Consider the following 18,465-nt stretch of genomic DNA (forward strand, 5'->3'; position numbering starts at 1 on the left):
CCACCGGGCCGTTGTCATGTCGCGGCTCACCCGGACGATCGCGTTCGACACCGTGCGCGAATCGACATCGGCACGCGTAAGCACCACAAAGCGGAGGCTGACACAGCATGAGCACCACGGGCAGTACGAGCAGGTCAAGAAGAGGTCCGCGGCAGCGGACCGCGCGCTGGGGGGCGTTCGCCGGAGCAGCGGCGCTCGTACTGCTGGGCGGAACCGCGCCCGCCCACGCCGACACCGCGCACCACAGCGGCGGCGGCGACAGCACGACCACCCCGATCAAGCACCTGGTGGTCCTCTTCGACGAGAACGTGTCGTTCGACCACTACTTCGGCACCTACCCGCAGGCCGCCAACACCGACGGCACGAAGTTCACCGCGGCGAAGAACACGCCGAAGAACATCGACACGGCCGCGCACGCCGGCCTGGTCAAGAAGAACCCGAACCAGTACGCGCCGCAGCGGCTGAGCCCGTCCGAGGCCGTCACCTGCGACCAGAACCACTCCTACGGCCCCGAGCAGTACGCCGCGAACGGCGGCAAGGCCGACCAGTACGTGCAGAACACCGACTCCGGCAAGTGCTCGGGCGGCCTGTTCTACCAGCCCGGCCTGGTGATGGACTACTACGACGGCAACACGGTCACCGGCCTGTGGAACTACGCCCAGCACTACACGCTCGGCGACAACTCCTACAGCTCCAACTACGGCCCCTCGACCCCGGGTGCGCTCAACCTGGTCTCCGGCCAGACGCACGGCGTGATCTCGGTGGACCCGAAGTCCGGCACGGAGAACCCGAAGCAGACCGCCACGCCCGACCCGTACACCGTGGTCTCCCCGAACGCCAAGGGTGTCGGCACGGTCGCCAACGACCCCGACCCGGCCTTCGACGACTGCTCGGACAACAGCCACACCAGCACCAACGCGCTCGGTGAGCTGACCGGCAAGAACGTCGGCGACCTGCTCAACTCCCAGAAGGTCAGCTGGGGCTGGTTCCAGGGCGGCTTCCGCCCCTCCACCGCGTGGGACGGCAAGCAGGGCGACTACGCCAGCTGCCTGGGCAGCACGCACGCCAACGTGGCCGGCGCCTCCTCGGTCGACTACAGCCCGCACCACTCGCCGTTCCAGTACTACAAGTCCACGTCCAACCCGCACCACCTGCCGCCCAAGAACACGGCCGAGATCGGCCACAACGGCCAGGCGAACCACAACTACGACCTGACCGACTTCGACTCGGCGCTGAAGGCCGGCAACCTGCCCGCCGTCAGCTTCCTGAAGGCGGCCGAGTACCAGGACGGCCACGCGGCCTACTCCGACCCGATCGACGAGCAGAACTTCCTGGTCAAGGAGATCAACGCGATCCAGTCCTCCGCGGACTGGAAGGACACCGCGGTCGTGGTGGCGTACGACGACTCCGACGGCTGGTACGACCACGCCTACGCGGTGCCGCACAACGGCTCCAAGGACACCACGGTCGGCTCCAACAACAAGGCCGCCGACAGCCCCGCCTGCCAGGCCGGCCCGGCCGCCGCGCAGGGCTACAACGACCGCTGCGGCCCCGGCACCCGGCAGCCGCTGCTGGTCATCTCGCCCTACAGCAAGGTGAACTCGGTCGACCACACGCAGACCGAGCAGGCGTCGATCACGAAGTTCATCGAGGACAACTGGAAGACCGGCCGGATCGGTGACGGGTCCTTCGACGCCCGCGCGGGCAGCCTCACCGGCGCGTTCGACTTCAAGCACCCGAACAACAAGCAGGTGCTGCTGAACACCAACGGCTCGGTGAAGTCGGTCAAGCAGATCAGCAGCCACCCGACGCCCCCCGGCAAGCCGGGCAAGCCCGGGCACGGCGGCAGCGGCGGCTCGTCGAGCAGCTCGACCGGCGGCGGCAACGACCCGTCCACGCAGCTCGCGCAGACCGGTACCTCCTCCCCCGCCCTGCCGCTCGGCATCACCGCGGGCGTCCTGGTGGTCGGCGGCGGCGCGCTGTACTACGCCCGCCGGAACCGCGCCACGCGCAGCGTGGCCTGACCGCGCCACCGCGCAAGGCACCACCGCACCACCGCGCTAGAGCGCTAGAGCGCTAGAGCGCTAGAGCGCTAGAGCACCTTCGGCCGCCACGCACGGGGCCTGCGAGGGGCCGTCCCGGAAGTCTCCGGGGCGGCCCCTCCGCCATGCCCGGGCACGCCGCTCCGCCACGCCCGCACACGCGTCGGGCCTTGAAGCAACCGCCGGACGGTCGCGCCGCGTTGTGTTCACGAGCTGAACGCATTTCACCGCTCACGGTCACGCCTGACATCCCTCCGTATTCCGATACGGGCTTTGCGCACAACTCTTGACATGGATGAAACACAGGGAGAAACATTCCGGTGTGCGTCGGGAGAGCGCTCTCACTGATCAACCGGTGGGCGCCCGCCCGGAGTTCGACACGTTTGACCCCCCACCCTGGAATCAGGAGAGTCGCCCATGCTCCCTCCCCCCACCGGCACCATGGCGCTGAGACCCGTGGCGCCCGCGGACCGTCGCAGACGGCGGAACATCGTGGCCGCGGTGATCACCGCCCTGGTCGTCTCGCTGCTGCTGTTCGTGCCGATGCGGTCCGCCCACGCGGCCGACAGCCTGCTCTCGCAGGGCAAGACCGCCACCGCCTCCTCCACCGAGAACGCCGGCACCCCCGCCTCCGCGGCCGTCGACGGCGACACCGGCACCCGCTGGTCCAGCGCCGCCTCCGACCCACAGTGGCTCCAGGTCGACCTCGGCGCCTCCGCCACCATCACCTCGGTGACCCTCAACTGGGAGACGGCGTACGCCACCGCGTTCAAGATCCAGCTGTCGTCGGACGGCGCCAACTGGACCGACGCGTACTCCACCACGACCGGAACCGGCGGCAAGCAGACGGTTTCCGTAAACGGTTCCGGGCGTTATGTCCGGATGTACGGCACCGCGCGCGCCACCGGATACGGCTACTCGCTCTGGGAGTTCCAGGTCTACGGCTCGGCCGGCGGCACCACTCCGCCGAGCGGCGCGACCCTGATCTCGCAGGGCCGCCCGGCGACCGCCTCCTCGACCGAGAACGCCGGCACCCCGGCCTCCGCGGCGGTCGACGGCGACACCGGCACCCGCTGGTCCAGCGCCGCCTCCGACCCGCAGTGGCTCCAGGTCGACCTGGGCGCCACCTCGACGATCAGCTCCGTCACCCTCAACTGGGAGACGGCGTACGGCAAGTCGTTCAAGATCCAGACCTCGGACGACGGTTCGACCTGGACCGACGTCTACTCCACCACCACCGGCACCGGCGGCAACCAGACGCTGAACGTCACCGGCTCCGGCCGCTACGTGCGGATGTACGGGACCGCGCGCGGCACCCAGTACGGCTACTCGCTCTGGGAGTTCCAGGTCTACGGCACCGCGGGCGACGACTCCGGCGGCGGGGACAACGGCGGCACCACCGGTGGCGGCACCGGCCCGATCCAGGGCGGCGGCGACCTCGGCCCGAACGTGAAGGTCTTCGACCCCTCGACGCCCGACATCCAGGGGCAGTTGGACTCGATCTTCGCCCAGCAGGAGAGCAACCAGTTCGGCGACGCCCGCTACCAGGTGTTCTTCAAGCCGGGCACGTACAACAACATCAACGACCAGATCGGCTTCTACACGTCCGTCTCCGGTCTCGGCAAGAACCCGGACGACGTCCAGATCAACGGCGACATGACCGTGGACGCCGGCTGGTTCAACGGCAACGCCACGCAGAACTTCTGGCGCAGCGTGGAGAACATGGCCATCAAGCCGGTCAGCGGGGACGACCGCTGGGCCGTCGCGCAGGCCGCGCCGTTCCGCCGCATGCACGTCGAGGGCGGCCTCAACCTGGCGCCCAACGGCTACGGTTGGGCCAGCGGCGGCTACATCGCCGACAGCAAGATCGACGGCACCGTCGGCCCGTACTCGCAGCAGCAGTGGTACACCCGTGACAGCTCGATCGGCGGCTGGACCAACGGCGTGTGGAACATGGTGTTCTCCGGTGTCCAGGGTGCTCCCGCCCAGGGCTTCCCGAACCCGGTCTACACGACGCTGAACACCACGCCCGAGTCGCGGGACAAGCCGTACATGTACCTGGACGGCAGCGGCAACTACCAGGTGTTCGTGCCGAACATGCGCACCAACGCCAGCGGGGTGGACTGGCCGAACACGCCGGGCACCTCGATCCCGCTGACCCAGTTCTACGTCGCGAAGCCCGGCGTGTCCGCGGAGACCATCAACGCGGCGCTCGCGCAGGGCCTCAACCTGGTGCTCACCCCGGGCATCTACCACATCGACCAGCCGATCAACGTCACCCGCGCCAACACGGTGGTGCTCGGCCTCGGTTACGCCACGGTCATCCCGGACAACGGCGTGGACGCGATGAAGGTCGCCGACGTGGACGGCGTGAAGCTGGCCGGCTTCCTGATCGACGCGGGCGCCGGCAAGTCGCCGCAACTGCTGCAGGTCGGCGCGCCGGGCTCCTCGGCGAGCCACGCGAGCAACCCGACGACCATCCAGGACGTGTTCGCGCGGGTCGGCGGCGCGGGCCCGGGCCAGGCGGGTACGGCCTTCGAGATCAACAGCAACGACGTGGTGATCGACCACACCTGGCTGTGGCGGGCCGACCACGGCGCGGGCGTCGGGTGGACCACCAACCCGGCGGACGAGGGCCTGAAGGTCAACGGCAACAACGTGCTGGCGACCGGCCTGTTCGTGGAGCACTTCGAGAAGTACGACGTCGAGTGGGCGGGCCAGAACGGGAAGACGATCTTCTTCCAGAACGAGATCGCCTACGATCCGCCCAACCAGGCGGCCATCCAGAACGGCAACACCCGAGGTTTCGCCGCCTACAAGGTGGACAACAACGTCACCAGCCACGAGGGCTGGGGACTGGGCAGCTACTGCAACTTCACCGCGGACCCGACGATCATCCAGGACCACGGGTTCGAGGCGCCGAACACGCCAGGGGTGAAGTTCCACGACCTGCTCGTGGTGTCGCTCGGCGGGATGGGCCAGTACGCCCACGTCATCAATGACACGGGACCGGGTACCTCGGGTACCTCGACCACCCCGTCGACGGTGACCAGCTACCCGTAGCCGCACCGCGGTGGGGAAGGGCGCACGCAGTACACGGTGAACAGTGCGGGAGGGGGCCGTCGTCCGGCAGCGGACGGCGGTCCCTTCCGCTGTCCCGGTCCCGGGGCGCCGGTCGGCATAGACTCGCGCCGCATGAGCGCAGGGCAGATGCACCCGGATCAGCATCCGATCGGGGACGACCTCGTACGGCGGCTGGTCGCGGGGCAGTTCCCGCGGTGGTCGGGTCGTACGGTGCGGCGGCTCGCGTCCGGGGGCACGGTGAACGCGATGTACCGGCTCGGGGACGACCTGGTGGTACGGCTGCCGCTGGTGCGGGGCGGCGCCGCCGACGTGGCGCTGGAACAGGAGTGGCTGCCTCGGCTCGCCCCTCTCCTGCCCGTGGCCGTGCCCGAGGTGCTCGCGGTCGGGAAGCCGGCCGAGGAGTATCCGTGGGCCTGGTCGGTCCTGCGGTGGCTGGACGGACGCACTCCCGAGGCGGGTGCGCTGACCGACCCCGTCGCGCTGGCACGGGACTTGGCGGCGTTCGTGGCGGCGATGCGGAGCGTGTCCCTCCCGGGTGCGCCGGCCGCCTACCGCGGCGGGCCGCTCTCCGCGCTCGACGCGCCCACCCGTACGGCGATCGCCGCGCTGCGCCACCTCCCCCAGGAGAACGTCGACTGCGACGCCGTGGCCGCGATATGGGACGACGCGCTGGGCGCCCCGGGCCCTGACGGTCCCCCGGTCTGGCTGCACGCCGACCTGATGCCCGGCAACCTGCTCGTCGACGGCGCCGGCCGGCTGACCGCGGTGATCGACTTCGGCTGCACCGGAGCCGGCGACCCCGCCTGCGACCTCATCCCGGCGTGGAACCTCCTCCCCGCCCCCGCCCGGCACGCCTTCCGCGACACCCTCGCCGTCGACACCCCCACCTGGCACCGCGCCCGCGCCCGAGCCCTCTCCCAGGCCCTGATCGCCCTCCCCTACTACCGCACCACCAACCCCACCATGGCCCACAACGCCCGCCACGTCATCCGAACAGTGACCCAGCACCCCTGAGCACGTACGGCCCTTTCCGTGCTCGCCCCGGCAAGAGCCGCGGCAGGCCATCCACACGCCGCAAAACCCCTGGCCCCCGGGGCACTTCGGAGAGCCAGGGTCTCCCGCTCACCCGAGTTGGATGCTGAGCTGGGTGCCCAACTCCCTGAAGCCGAGCGCGAGCGCCACCTGTCGGGAGGCCGGCACCCGTGCCCGCCATTGGGGCAGCAGGCCGGCGGCGAGCGCATGTGCGGTTGCCGCGGAGCCCACGACCCTCGCCAGGCCCCGCCGCCTCCACGCCGGTGCGGTCAGCACGCCGATGTGGGCGGTCCGCCGCGGCCAGGTCCGGTAGCCGGCGGCGGCGACCACCTGCCCATCGGCGCGGACCACGAACGCGGGCGAGGTGATCTCGTCCAGGCCGGCCTCCTCGGTGTCCTCCCGGCCCGCCAGCTTCTCCAGGTTCCGCAACTCCGCGTGGTCTCCCGGACGTTGCTCCGCCGACCGCACGCTGTCCGCCACCGGACGGAACCCGGCCGCGGAGACGTACGCCAGCGCCGCCGGACCGAGCACTCTTGCCACCGGCAGCACCTCGCGAACGGCCTCCGCATTGGCGACGGCCGTCGCCGCTAGCTCGGCGAACGCGTCACGAACGATCGCGGCGGCCTGCCGGCCGGGCGCGGTCACCAGCGCGGAGCCTCCCAGCACCACCACCCCGACCCATCCCGCCGGGCAGAACCGCGACTCCGGCGAGGTGACCACCCGCACGCCCTCACCGGACGGGAACGACACCGGCACCGCGGCCAGTTGCTCCCACAGTCCGCGGGCGCTGTCCAGCAGGGGGTCCGGCACAGGTCTTGTCGACATATTCCGATCATGCCAGCCTTGACCCTCGGGTGCCCGAACCGGTGGGTCAGCGGAGCGGTTTGCGGGCCTCGATCAGGAAGCGGGTCGAGTGGGCCACGAACGGGCCCTCGGCGGCGATGAGTTCGTGCAGGTCGCGCAGCCGGTCGCGGTAGCGCTCGACGGTGAAGTCGGGCACCATCCAGATCACCTTGCGCAGGAAGTACACCATCGCGCCGACGTCGTGGAACTCCATCCGCAGCCGTTCGTAGCGCAGGTCGAGCACGTCGAGACCGGCCTCGGCGGCGGCCGCCCTCGCCGTGTCGGGGTGGCGCGGGCCGCGGTCGGCGTGGGGCTGCGGGCCGAGGAAGAACTCGTACACCTCCACGGCGCTGTCCGGGCCGACGTGCTGGGAGAAGTAGGTGCCGCCCGGCCGCAGCACCCGGGCGATCTCATGCCACCACGCCGTGACCGGGTGACGGCTGGTGACCAGGTCGAACGCCTCGTCCGCGAAGGGCAGCGGCGGCTCGTCGGCGTCGGCGACCACGACCGCGCCGCGCGGGTGCAGCAGCGCGGTGGCCTTCGCGACGTTCGGCGGCCAGGACTCGGTCGCGGCCATCACCGGCGGGAAGGACGGCGCGCCGGCCAGCACCTCGCCACCGCCGGTCTGGATGTCCAGCGCGGCCGAGGCCCGGCCCAGCCGCTCCGCCATCAGCCGCTGGTATCCCCACGAGGGACGCTGCTCGCTCGCCCGCCCGTCCAGCCAGGAGAAGTCCCAGCCGGCCACGGACACGGCGTCGGCCTCGGCCACCAGGTCGTCGAAGGTGCGGTTCATCCGCTCACTCTCGGGGGATCGGCCGAGCCGCGGCAACCGGTTTTGCTCGCACCCCGGCCCGGGTCCCGGCTCGCACGCCGACCCAGGCCCGCAACGCTCACGCCGGCGCCGGCGGGTTCAGCGTCAGGTAGCAGCGGATCGCGGTGCCGGCCGTGCCGGTATGGGTGCGGACGAGGTCGGCGAGCTGATGGACCATCAACAGGCCGCGCCCGCCGGGTCGTCCGGGCGGCGGCAGCCGGCTGCCGGCCAGCGGGTCGACCAGCCGTCCGCCGTCGCGCACCTCGCAGGCGACGTGCCCGTGCTCGGCCCACACCCGCACCACCCCCGAACCACCGCCGTGCAGCACGCTGTTGGTGGTCAGTTCGGCGACAGCGAGCGCCAGGTCGTCCAGCCGCGGGCCGGCCAGCCCCAGCGCGTCGGCGGCCTGCACGGCGAACTGCCGTGCGGCCCGCAGCCGTTCGTCGTCGAAGGTGTACGACGCGGCGAACCGCGGTTCCGCCAGCGGCACGTTGTAGGAGGCGACCGCCAACTCCGGGGCGTAGTGCGCGCTGATCCGGCGCCGCCCGCCCTCGATCAGCACCGGGTGGGTGACGCAGGCGTCGCCGAGGGCCTGCGGACCGAGCCGCGACGCGTCGTACAGGCACAGGATCGTGGCCCGGCGGCCGTCGAACGCCGCGTTGACCAGGGCCTCGTGCTGGACGCAGGCCGGGTACTCCAGCGGGGTGCGGCCCGGCCAGACCGGTTCGGCCACGATCCGGACCGGGCCGACCGGCTGCGCGTCGGCGAATGCGGCGAGCACGCCCGGGATGATCCGGCCGGGGTTGCGGCCCGCTCGGGCCATGTCGGTGAAGTGCACACCGTCCGCGAGCGGCCCCAGCGCGTTGTGCAGCAACGCCATCCGCTCCCCGGGGACCGCGACGGCGACCGGCTCGCCGGCGGCCAGGCCGTCCCGGACGAAGGAGAGGGTGCTGTCGAGGTATTCGGCGTCGTCGCGGTAGAAGAAGGCAGGGTGCGAGAAGGCGCTGGCGGCGGGCTCCACGTCCTCCGGCCCCCTTTCGGACACGTGTACCGGTCTCGCCAGTATGCGCCCCGAAAAGATGACCTTGTCGGGGGGCTGCCCCATGGCCGTCCCGATGGCCGTTCCGATGGCCGTTCCGGGGGCGGGCGGCGCGAGGGCCGCCGTGAGAACGCCGCCCGTGCCGGCACCCGCCGTGACTCCGCCCGCCGCCGCCCCGGCGACTTCCGGACCGCCGAATTCCGTACCATCGGCTTCCGCACCACCAGCTTCCCTACCGCCGGCTTCCGCACCGCCCACCGCCGTACCGCTCATCGCCGTGCCCCCGTCCGCCGTGGCACCGCCGGGCAGCGCCGTGCCGTCGTCAGTCGTGGTTGATCGCCTCGAAGGCCGCGGACAGCGTCTCGCTCTCGTCGGCCGGCACCGCCCGCTCCAGCGCCGGCACGAGGTCGCGCCGCTCGTGGAAGAGGTACTGGTACATCTGGGTGAGGGCGCCGTCGATCGTCAGGCGCCGGGTCTCCTCGGGGTGCCGGCCGGTGAGCGCGCGGTCGAGGATGCCCTGGATCAGCTCGCCCTCCTGCCGGTCCCGCCCCACGAGACGGGCCGACTCGCCGTGCCGCTCCAGCACCTTGCTGACGGTGGCCTCCTTGGCCGCGAGGTGCCGGGCGAAGGTGTCGGCCAAGGGCCGCACCTCCTCGGGGGTGTCCCCGCCCCGCATCCGCAGGTCCTCGACCATCGCCAGCAGCAGACCGCCGGACGTCACGAGGCTGGCCGCGAGCCCGGTGGGCACGTCGTGGTGGCCGTCGTGCCCGGCGGCGCCGCGCCCGGAGTGCCGGCGCCCCCGGCTCCACCGGCCGTGGCCGCCCCCGCCGTCGGCGTCCGCCACCCGCTCGTGCGTGGCCGCGCCGCCACCGGCGGCCGCGCCCGCGCCCAGGTCCGCACCCGGGTCGTCCGGAGCCACGCTCGCACCGCCCGGACCGGCCCGGTCCGGCGCCGGCGCGCCCGTGCCCGGACGATCGGGCATCTCCTCGCGCTCGCTCGCTTCGCTCATGCCACCGGCTCCTTGTCTGCGCTCGCGGGGACCTCGGGGTCTGCCCGATCCCGGCGGCCGTCCGCGCCCTGCGTCGTGAGTTCCTCCATGTCCTACGGTGCTACGGTCCGGCCGTCCGCGCCCCTCACCTTCCGCCGGAGCGGGGACGGCTCACCGGCCGCCGCCCGCGGTTCCACCGCCGCTCCCGGGCCCGGAGCCGTCCTCCTCGTCGGGCAGGTCCGCATCGGCCACCAGGTGCACCGCGGCCTCCTCCGCCGAGGCGGCGCCGCCGTCGATGCCCACGTCCTCGCCGGTCACGCCGTCCTCCCGGGAGTGCGCGCCCTCGTCGGGGCCGACCAGACGGCCGGAGCGCAGGTCGCCCGCCTCCGGGTCGAGCAGTTCGCCGTCGGTGTCCGAGGCGTCGCCGAGGCCGTCGCCGCGCGGCGGCTGCCGGTCCGGGCGCTCGCGGGCGAGCCGGTCGTCCAGCGAGTCGCCGGCTTGCTGCTCGTCGCCGGTGGTGCCGGTGTCCTCGACGACCAGCGGGCGGTCGGGCGGTGAGTACCCCTCGTCGAGGACGTCGACCACACCGCGGTCGTCGAGGGTGTCCTCGGGTTCGAGCGGCCCGGTGTCCTCTCGGATGTCGCGGTCGCCGCCCTTGTCGGGCTGGTACACGTCGTCGCCGCGGCCGAGGTCGTCCGGTCCGCGCTGCTGCTGAGTCATGTGCGTGCGCTCATCTCGTCGAGGACCGCGCCGTTGAAAGCGTCCAGGTCGGCAGGCATCCGGCTGGTGATCAGGGTGTTCGGGCCGTTGGTGCAGACCCGGACCTGCTCGTCCATCCAGGTGGCGCCCGCGTTGCGCAGGTCGGTGCGAAGGCTGGGCCACGAGGTGACGGTGCGGCCGCGCACCGCGTCGGCCTCCACCAGTTGCCAGGGGCCGTGGCAGATCGCCGCGACCGGTTTGCCCGCGGCGAAGAAGGCGCGGACGAAGTCCACGGCGCCCTGGTGCAGCCGCAGCGCGTCGGAGTTCGGCACGCCGCCGGGCAGCACCAGCAGGTCGAAGTCGGCCGCGGACGCCTCGTCGAGGGTCACGTCGACCGGGAAGGTGTCGCCCGGTTCCAGGTAGTTGTACGCCAGTACGGTCCCGGGCAGCGGCGCGACCACCTGCGGGTGGGCACCGGCCTCGGTCAGCGCCCGCAACGGCGAGGTCAGCTCGCTCTGCTCCACTCCCTGGGGCGCCACGAGGATCGCGCTCCGCACGTCCATCACGTCCTCTCGTGTTCGGGGTGGGCGCAGCCGCATGACCACGGACCCCGCCTACCCCTTCACCTGGTGCAGAAACGGGCATTTCACCCGCTTTCCACCATCCCTCCGAGTCCCCCGCGCCGCCAACCCGCAGATCGGCCCCACCGGGCGGACGGCAGAACACACCCCCAGGGGGACAGGCCCTAGGTGTTCTGTCCACGGAGGTTGGTGACAGTGATCACGGTGGGGTGATCTTGAACGAGTAAGGGCCTTCCGGGTTCGGTGTGGATTGCGACATCGACATCGAACGATCAGAAGGCCCTCATGCCCCACCGTAATGCACCTCTGACCGAGACCGGCCGTCTGCGGCTGGCCCGCTGCATCGTTGACGACCGGTGGACCCTGCGCCGGGCCGCCGAACGCTTCCAGGTCTCGCCCACCACGGCTCAGCGGTGGGCGGCCCGCTACCGGGAGCTGGGCGAGGCCGGGATGGTCGACCGCTCCTCGCGCCCGCACTCCAGCCCGCGCCGGACACCGACCCGTACCGAGCGGCGGATCATCAAGGTCCGTGTCCTGCGCCGGTGGGGACCGGCCCGTATCGCCTACCTTCTCGGGCTGAACCCGGCGACCGTGCACCGTGTCCTGACCCGCTACCGGCTGGCCCGTCTGGCCCACCTGGACCGTGCCACCGGCCGGGTGATCCGCCGCTACGAACACGCCGCCCCCGGCGACCTCGTCCACGTCGACATCAAGAAACTCGGCAACATCCCCGACGGCGGCGGCCACAAGGTCCTCGGCCGGCAAGCAGGCCGCAAGAACCGCACCAAGGCGGGCATGAGCTTCCTGCACAACGCCATCGACGACCACTCCCGCCTGGCCTACAGCGAAATCCTGGCCGACGAGAAGAAAGAGACCGCCGTCGGGTTCTGGCAGCGCGCCCACGCCTTCTTCGCCGCCGCCGGTATCACCGTCCAGCGGGTCCTGACCGACAACGGCTCCTGCTACAAGTCACATCTGTGGCGCAACTCCCTTGCCGAGCAAGGTATTTCACACAAACGCACCCGGCCCTACCGGCCCCAGACCAACGGCAAGGTCGAACGGTTCAACCGCACCCTGCTGGACGAATGGGCCTACGCGAAGCCCTACCGCACCGACGCCGAACGACGCGCCGCCTATCAGCAGTGGCTCCACACCTACAATCACCACCGCGGACACACCGCACTCAAAGGCCAACCACCCGCCAGCCGCGTCCCCAACCTAACGGGTCAGTACACCTAGCGCACTCCGTGGGGGCGGAACTGGACGCTGATCCGGCCGCCCACCGCGGAGCGCGTCTTGGGGATCGCGTGGTCCCACGTCCGCTGGCAGGACCCGCCCATGACGATGAGGTCACCGTGCCCGAGGGGCCGGCGAACCGTGGCGGGGCCGCCGCCGCGCGGGCGCAGCAGGAGTGGCCGGGGCTCGCCGAGGGAGAGGATCGCGACGAGCGTGTCCCGGGTGCTACCCCGCCCCGTACGGTCGCCGTGCCAGGCGACGCTGTCCCGCCCGTCGCGGTAGTAGCACAGCCCGGCCGTGGTGAACGGCTCGCCGAGTTCCGCCGCGTAGTAGGCGCCGAGGGCGTCGCGGGCGCGTTCGAGCACGGGGTCGGGCAGCGGCTCGCCGGCACCGTAGTGGGCCAGCAGCCGGGGGACGGCCACCACGTTGTCGTACATGAGGCGCCGCTCGGCCCGCCAGGGCACCTCCGTGGCGAGGCGCTCGAACAGGTCGTCGGCGCCGGTGAGCCAGCCGGGGAGGGTGTCGATCCAGGCGCCGTCACCAAGGCGGGTGCGGTGGACCGCGGCGAGGCCGCCGAGGCCGGGCCCGCTGGTGTCGAAGAGGGACGCCTGCTGATGGTGCATACCACCAGCGTAACCGATATTCGTACGTTCATTCGAATCTGGAGGGTGCGGGAGCGCGTGGCGCCCGGTCGGCGCACGATGGGGGCATGCTCTTCGCCGAGGTCGCCCGGGTCTCCAGGGAGGTCGCGCGGACGTCCGCGCGGTCCCGCAAGACGGAGCTGCTCGCCGAGTTCTTCCGCGCCGCACAGCCCGAGGACGCCCCGATCGCCATCGCCTACCTGGCCGGGCGCCTGCCGCAGGGCCGGCTGGGCATCGGCTGGGCGGCGCTGCGCGACCGCGCGGAACCGGCCACCGAGCCGACGCTGACGGTGCGGGCGGTCGACGCGGCGCTCACCGATGTCGGCGAGGTGTCGGGGCAGGGCGCGCAGGCCGGGCGGCGGGCGCTGCTCCAGGACCTGTTCGGCGCGGCGACCGCGCCGGAGCAGGAGTACCTGCTGGGGCTGCTCACCGGGGAGGTGCGGCAGGGCGCGCTGGACGCGGCGGCGATCGAGGGGCTGGCGGCGGCGACGGCCGCGCGGCCCGCGGACGTACGGCGGGCGGTGATGCTCGCGGGGGCGCTGGAGCCGGTGGCGCAGGCCCTGCTGGACCGCGGCCCGCAGGCACTGGCCGGCTTCGCGTTGCAGGTGGGGCGGCCGCTGCTGCCGATGCTGGCCGGCGCGGCGAAGAGCGTCGAGGAGGCGCTGGTACGGCTCGGGCCGTGCGCGGTGGAGGAGAAGCTGGACGGCATCCGGGTCCAGGTGCACCGCGACGGCGACCGGGTGCAGGTCTTCACCCGCACCCTGGAGGACGTCACCGCGCGGCTCCCGGAGATCGTGGCCGCCGCCCTCGCGCTGCCCGCCGAACGCTTCGTGCTCGACGGCGAGGTGCTGGCGCTGGACGCCGACGGGCGGCCCCGGCCGTTCCAGGAGACCGCGGGCCGGGTCGGTTCCCGGGTGGACGTGGCGACCGCCGCCGCCGCGCTGCCGGTGCACCCGGTCTTCTTCGACGTGCTGTCCGTCGAGGGCCGCGACCTGCTGGACCTGCCGTACGCGGAGCGGCACGCGTCGCTGGCCGCGCTGGTCCCGGCCGAGCGCCGGGTGCGGAACCTGCTGGTCGCCGACCCGGGCGACGAGCAGCAGGCGCGGGCCGCCGAGGACTTCTTCGCGGCGACCCTGGCGCGCGGCCACGAGGGCGTCGTCATCAAGGCCGCGGGCAGTCCGTACGCGGCGGGGCGGCGCGGCGCGACCTGGCTGAAGGTCAAGCCGGTGCACACCCTGGACCTGGTGGTGCTCGCCGTCGAGTGGGGCCATGGCCGCCGCACCGGCAAGCTGTCCAACCTGCACCTGGGCGCGCGGGCCGACGACGGCTCCTTCGTGATGCTCGGCAAGACCTTCAAGGGCCTCACCGACGCCCTGCTGGACTGGCAGACCGAGCAGTTGCTGGCCCGCGCGGTCTCCGACGACGGCCACGTGGTGACCGTACGGCCCGAGCTCGTGGTGGAGATCGCCTACGACGGTGTGCAGACCTCGCCGCGCTACCCGGCGGGCCTGACGCTGCGCTTCGCCCGGGTGCTGCGCTACCGCGAGGACAAGACCCCCGACCAGGCCGACACGGTGGCCGCGGTCCGCGCCGCCCACACCGGCTAGCGTCCGCCGGTTGCGGCGCGCCTGCCCGGGTACCCGAAGGCGACGCACCCGAGGAGAGGTGAACGGTCATGGCCCGCACCACTCGGCGCGCCACGGTGCGCGCACTGCTCGACCTCCACGGCCGCACGTACGCCGACGAGGCGGGCATCCGCCTCACCGACACCCCGCAGCCGCTGTACCGGCTGCTCGTGCTGGCCGGCCTGCTCAGCGCCCGTATCCGGGCAGGTGTCGCGGTGGCGGCGGCCAGGGAGCTGTCGGCGGCGGGCCTGCGCAGCCCGCGCGCGATGGCGGAGGCGACCTGGCAGCAGCGGGTCGACGCACTCGGCCGCGGCGGCTACCGGCGCTACGACGAGCGGACCGCCACCCAGCTCGGCGACGGCGCGGAGCTGGTGCGGACACGGTACGGCGGCGACCTGCGGAGGATGCGCGCCCGCGCGGACGGTGACCTGGGGGAAGTGCGCCGCGAGCTGCGGGAGTTCCCGGGCCTCGGCCCGGCCGGCGTGGACATCTTCCTGCGCGAGGCGCAGGCCGTCTGGCCCGAATCGGCACCCTACTTCGACGCGAAGACGCTCCAGGGGGCCGCACTCCTCGGCCTGCCCGACTCCCCCGCCCGCCTGGCGCGGCTCGCCGACGGCACCGACCCGTCGGTGCTGGCCGCGGCCCTGGTCCGCGTCGCGCTCGACAAGCACGCGGTGGCCACCGTCGAGGAGGCGGCCGCCGGGCGCTGAGCGGCACCGCCGGACGAGCGGCACCGGGGCACCCCGGCGGCGGGTCGGCCGGTTTTGGGTCGGCCGTCTCCGGGGCGGCGGCGCGTTACTGGTTCTCCAGCCGCAGCCTCGCCTCCTGCTCCTGGTCGCCGGCGGCGGTGCCGACCACGCGGACCGAGAACGCCTCCGCGAGGCCCTCCCGGAGCCGGTCCACCGCGAGGTAGCCGCCCTGGGCGGTGATGGTGACGGGTTCGGAGAGCCGGCCGGGGCCGGCCAGACCGAGGGTGCGCGAGACGTCGAACGTGGCCGTCCACACCGTGGGGTGGCCGCCCTCCGTGTCCACGGGTTTGTCGTCCTCGGCGCGGTCGGACGGGAAGCTCGCCTGGAGCGCGGCCAGGACGGCGACCGCGTCCTCCTTGACGCAGCTGTCCAGGACGACCGCGACCTGCGCTGACGGGTCAACGGGTTGTTCTTGCGCGGTACTCACGATGATTCCTCTCCGGTGGTCCGGTGGACCGGCGGGCGGGCGGTCGGTCCGCGGGCGCGGCGGGCCATGGTCAGCGCATTTCCGCTGCGAGCCGGACAAAACCCCGTACTGGTCCGAACGGGCGAGGGCTTTCCGGGTGGTTCCGTCGCCCGCGGTCTGCGGCACAATCGGGGGATGCCGCGACGCACCGCCCGTACCTCCCGCACGCCCCGAGCCGACCGCCCCGCTCCCGCTGCCGCTCCTCCGCCGGCTGCCGCCTGCCCCTGCGGGCTGCCCGCCCCCTACGGCGAGTGCTGCGGCGCCCTGCACGCGGGGCAGGCGGCCGCGCCCACCGCCGAACGGCTGATGCGGTCGCGCTACGCCGCCTTCGCCGCAGGCGACGCCGCGTATCTGCTGCGCACCTGGGCCGCCGCCACCAGACCGCCGGGCCTGGACCTCGACCCGGAGGTGCGCTGGACCGGCCTGGACATCCTCGGCCGCACCGGGGGCAGCGCCTTCCACGCCGAGGGCACCGTCGAGTTCCGCGCCCGCTACCGGCTGCGCGGGCAGGACGGCGAGCAGCGCGAGAACAGCCGCTTCGTCCGCGAGGGCGGGCTGTGGGTCTACGTGGAGGCGCTCGCGTGACGGAGGTGCCCGGGCTCGATCCGGTGGTACGCGCGGCCGTGGCGCGCCATGTGCTGGAGGTGCTGGCCGAGGCGTGCCCCGGCGGCCGGGCGGACCTGCGCGGGTCCCTCGCGGCGGGCACGGCCGACCCGTACAGCGACATCGACGCCGTCTGGACGGTGCCGGACGACCGGTTCGGCACCTGCGTGGACCGGGCCGGCGACCTGCTCGCCCGGGTGCGTCCGCTGATGTCGCTGCGCGGCGACCCGGACACCGCCGGCACCCCCGGGCGGCGGCTGCTCTTCGTGGCCTTCCAGGGGCTGCCCCCGTTCTGGCGGCTCGACCTGGACATCGCCGCGGAACCCGGTACCGAGCCCTCCGACCCCACCGTGCGCCACCCCTGGCCGCCGGCCGCCAGCGCCCTCGCCAACGGGGTCGCCGCCGTCAAGGCACTGCACCGCGGCGACCCCGCCACCGCCCACGCCCTCCTCACCCGCGCCTACCCCCGCGTCGGGCTGCCCCCGCACCCCACCGGCCGCTTCCCCGACGACCTCGCCGCCCTGACCCGCGCGGCCCTCGCCCTGGACCCGACCGTCGGCGCCCAGGCCGCCGCCCTCACCGCGCTCCCGCTCCCCTGACCGCGTGACCGGCGCCCACCCGCCGGTGCGTACCCGCGAAGCGCGTGATGCCCGCGACAGCCGGATCGCGTGCGTTCGCGCGTTACGCGATCGGGTCGCGGGCGTCGTAGTGCAGGAAGCCGCGCTGGAAGAGCCCGATCACCGTGATCGCGACGATGCAGGCGATCCCGCCGCCGACCACCGCCGCGGTCGGGGAGAACAGGTCGGACGCGGAGCCGGCGAGGAAGTCGCCGAGCCGCGGCCCGCCCACCACGACGACCAGGAAGACGCCCTGGAGCCGCCCGCGCATGTCGTCGGGCGCGGCGGACTGGAGCATCGTGTTGCGGAAGACCATGGACACGGTGTCGGCGCAGCCCGCGACCGCGAGGAAGAACAGGCCGAGCAGGAGGTTGCGGGTGAGGCCGAAGACGGCGACGGCCGCGCCCCAGGAGCCGACCGCGACGAGCACCGCGAACCCCTGGCGGTGGACCCGGCCGAGCCAGCCCGAGAAGACGCTGCCGAGCAGCGCCCCGGTCGCGGGCGCGGCGGCGAGCAGGCCGACCGTACGGGTGTCGCCGCCGAACCAGAGCCCGGCGACCGCCGGGAACAGCACGCGGGGCTGCGCGAGCACCATGGCGGCGAGGTCGGAGACAAAGGTCGTCCGCAGGTTGGGCCGGGCGCCGAGGTAGCGCAGCCCCTCCAGGACCGACGGCCTGCGCCGTACGGCGGCCGGGTCGGCGCCGGGCTCCCCCGGCAGCATCGCCGGCAGCCGCCACATCGCGTACAGGGAGGCGGTGAAGGCCGCCACGTCGATCAGATAAGCCGCCTGGTAGCCCCAGAAGCCGACGAAGACGCCGCCGAGCATCGGCCCGGCCATCTGCCCGACCCCGCCGGCGAGGGAGGCGAGCGCGTTGGCGGCGGGCAGCCGCTCGGGCGGCAGCAGCCGGGGGATCATGGACGAGCGGGCGGGCGAGTTCATCGCGAAGCACACCGCCTGGAGGGCGACGATCGCGTAGAGCGGCCAGACCTTGTGCACGTCGGCGATGGCGACGACGGCGAGCGCGGCCGACAGCACCGTCGCGCCGCTCGCGGTGACCAGCCCGAGCCGGCGCCGGTCGACCGCGTCGGCGACCGCACCGCCGTAGAGGCCGAAGACGATCAGCGGGACCAGGGAGCACAGGCCGACCAGGCCCACGTAGAAGCTGGAGCCGGTGATCGCGTAGACCTGGAGTGCCACGGCCATCGCGGTCATCTGCTGGCCTATGTAGGACACGGCGTTGCCGAACCACAGGCGCCGGAAGTCGGCGTGCTCGCGCAGCGGGGAGATGTCGGCGAGCAGCCGGGAGCGGCGCGGGGCGGGGATCGCGGCCGGCGCCGCGACGGTCGAGGCAGCGGCCGGGGCGCCCGCGGCGGTGCCGGTTCCGGCCGGCGTAGCGGACGGCTCGACC

General features: G+C 73.1%; 17 protein-coding genes. 8 read left to right on the forward strand and 9 right to left on the reverse strand.

The annotated features are described in order from the left end of the window. The first annotated feature begins 107 nt into the window (after positions 1 to 107). The 3 genes from OG370_RS05615 to OG370_RS05625 all read left to right on the forward strand — a co-directional run bounded on the left by OG370_RS05615 (position 108) and on the right by OG370_RS05625 (position 6,140). Positions 108 to 2,024, forward strand: coding sequence for a phospholipase C (locus OG370_RS05615; protein WP_328461214.1), 1,917 nt, complete (start codon positions 108 to 110; stop codon positions 2,022 to 2,024). A gap of 459 nt (positions 2,025 to 2,483) precedes the next feature. Then, entirely contained in the window at positions 2,484 to 5,105 is a 2,622-nt protein-coding gene (locus OG370_RS05620; RefSeq protein ID WP_443060848.1) for a discoidin domain-containing protein, read from the forward strand. A 132-nt stretch (positions 5,106 to 5,237) separates the two neighbouring features. Beyond that, the gene (locus OG370_RS05625) at positions 5,238 to 6,140 is read left to right on the forward strand and encodes an aminoglycoside phosphotransferase family protein (protein ID WP_328461216.1); all 903 of its coding nucleotides are present in this window, start codon (positions 5,238 to 5,240) and stop codon (positions 6,138 to 6,140) included. Between the two features lie 108 nt (positions 6,141 to 6,248). Here OG370_RS05625 and OG370_RS05630 read toward each other — a convergent pair whose 3' ends face one another. From OG370_RS05630 to OG370_RS05655, 6 genes are all read right to left on the reverse strand, one after another. After that, on the reverse strand, positions 6,249 to 6,983 hold the full coding sequence (locus OG370_RS05630) for a GNAT family N-acetyltransferase (protein ID WP_328461218.1): 735 nt from the start codon (positions 6,981 to 6,983) through the stop codon (positions 6,249 to 6,251). Positions 6,984 to 7,029: 46 nt separating this feature from the next. Continuing rightward, positions 7,030 to 7,794, reverse strand: coding sequence for a class I SAM-dependent methyltransferase (locus tag OG370_RS05635; protein ID WP_328461220.1), 765 nt, complete (start codon positions 7,792 to 7,794; stop codon positions 7,030 to 7,032). 97 nt (positions 7,795 to 7,891) lie between these two features. Continuing rightward, entirely contained in the window at positions 7,892 to 8,833 is a 942-nt protein-coding gene (locus tag OG370_RS05640) for a sensor histidine kinase (protein WP_328461222.1), read from the reverse strand. Between the two features lie 340 nt (positions 8,834 to 9,173). Further along, positions 9,174 to 9,860: a hypothetical protein gene (locus OG370_RS05645; protein WP_328461224.1), complete on the reverse strand. Its 687-nt coding sequence runs from the start codon at positions 9,858 to 9,860 to the stop codon at positions 9,174 to 9,176. 150 nt (positions 9,861 to 10,010) lie between these two features. Next, on the reverse strand, positions 10,011 to 10,559 hold the full coding sequence (locus tag OG370_RS05650) for a DUF5709 domain-containing protein (RefSeq protein ID WP_328461226.1): 549 nt from the start codon (positions 10,557 to 10,559) through the stop codon (positions 10,011 to 10,013). Continuing rightward, on the reverse strand, positions 10,556 to 11,095 hold the full coding sequence (locus OG370_RS05655; RefSeq protein ID WP_328473822.1) for a type 1 glutamine amidotransferase domain-containing protein: 540 nt from the start codon (positions 11,093 to 11,095) through the stop codon (positions 10,556 to 10,558). The genes OG370_RS05650 and OG370_RS05655 overlap by 4 nt, the downstream gene beginning before the upstream one ends. Before the next feature lie 309 nt (positions 11,096 to 11,404). Between OG370_RS05655 and OG370_RS05660 the strand changes: the two genes are divergently transcribed. Further along, entirely contained in the window at positions 11,405 to 12,358 is a 954-nt protein-coding gene (locus OG370_RS05660) for an IS481 family transposase (protein WP_328461228.1), read from the forward strand. Here OG370_RS05660 and OG370_RS05665 read toward each other — a convergent pair. Beyond that, entirely contained in the window at positions 12,355 to 12,978 is a 624-nt protein-coding gene (locus OG370_RS05665) for an alpha-ketoglutarate-dependent dioxygenase AlkB (RefSeq protein WP_328461230.1), read from the reverse strand. The two genes, OG370_RS05660 and OG370_RS05665, sit on opposite strands and share 4 nt — an antisense overlap. An 86-nt stretch (positions 12,979 to 13,064) precedes the next feature. Here OG370_RS05665 and OG370_RS05670 point away from each other — a divergent pair, with 86 nt between their 5' ends. Together OG370_RS05670 and OG370_RS05675 are read left to right on the forward strand one after the other, a co-directional pair. Next, positions 13,065 to 14,603 carry an ATP-dependent DNA ligase gene (locus tag OG370_RS05670; RefSeq protein WP_328461232.1) on the forward strand — a complete coding sequence of 513 codons (1,539 nt, stop codon included), beginning with the start codon at positions 13,065 to 13,067 and terminating at the stop codon, positions 14,601 to 14,603. Positions 14,604 to 14,671: 68 nt separating this feature from the next. Next, a complete protein-coding gene (locus OG370_RS05675) occupies positions 14,672 to 15,331 on the forward strand; it encodes an endonuclease (RefSeq protein WP_328461234.1) in 660 nt (219 codons plus the stop codon). An 85-nt stretch (positions 15,332 to 15,416) separates the two neighbouring features. Here OG370_RS05675 and OG370_RS05680 read toward each other — a convergent pair whose 3' ends face one another. Beyond that, the gene (locus OG370_RS05680; RefSeq protein ID WP_328461236.1) at positions 15,417 to 15,797 is read right to left on the reverse strand and encodes a hypothetical protein; all 381 of its coding nucleotides are present in this window, start codon (positions 15,795 to 15,797) and stop codon (positions 15,417 to 15,419) included. Positions 15,798 to 15,971: 174 nt separating this feature from the next. Here OG370_RS05680 and OG370_RS05685 point away from each other — a divergent pair, with 174 nt between their 5' ends. Then, a complete protein-coding gene (locus tag OG370_RS05685) occupies positions 15,972 to 16,421 on the forward strand; it encodes a YchJ family protein (protein ID WP_328461238.1) in 450 nt (149 codons plus the stop codon). After that, positions 16,418 to 17,038, forward strand: coding sequence for a hypothetical protein (locus OG370_RS05690; protein ID WP_328461240.1), 621 nt, complete (start codon positions 16,418 to 16,420; stop codon positions 17,036 to 17,038). The genes OG370_RS05685 and OG370_RS05690 overlap by 4 nt, the downstream gene beginning before the upstream one ends. 82 nt (positions 17,039 to 17,120) lie before the next feature. Here the strand turns inward: OG370_RS05690 and OG370_RS05695 are convergent, their stop codons facing one another. After that, complete coding sequence (locus OG370_RS05695) at positions 17,121 to 18,380, reverse strand: MFS transporter (RefSeq protein ID WP_328473824.1); 1,260 nt, start codon at positions 18,378 to 18,380, stop codon at positions 17,121 to 17,123. Positions 18,381 to 18,465 lie beyond the last annotated feature (85 nt).

The sequence above is a fragment of the Streptomyces sp. NBC_00448 genome, assembly GCF_036014115.1.
Classification (GTDB): domain Bacteria; phylum Actinomycetota; class Actinomycetes; order Streptomycetales; family Streptomycetaceae; genus Actinacidiphila.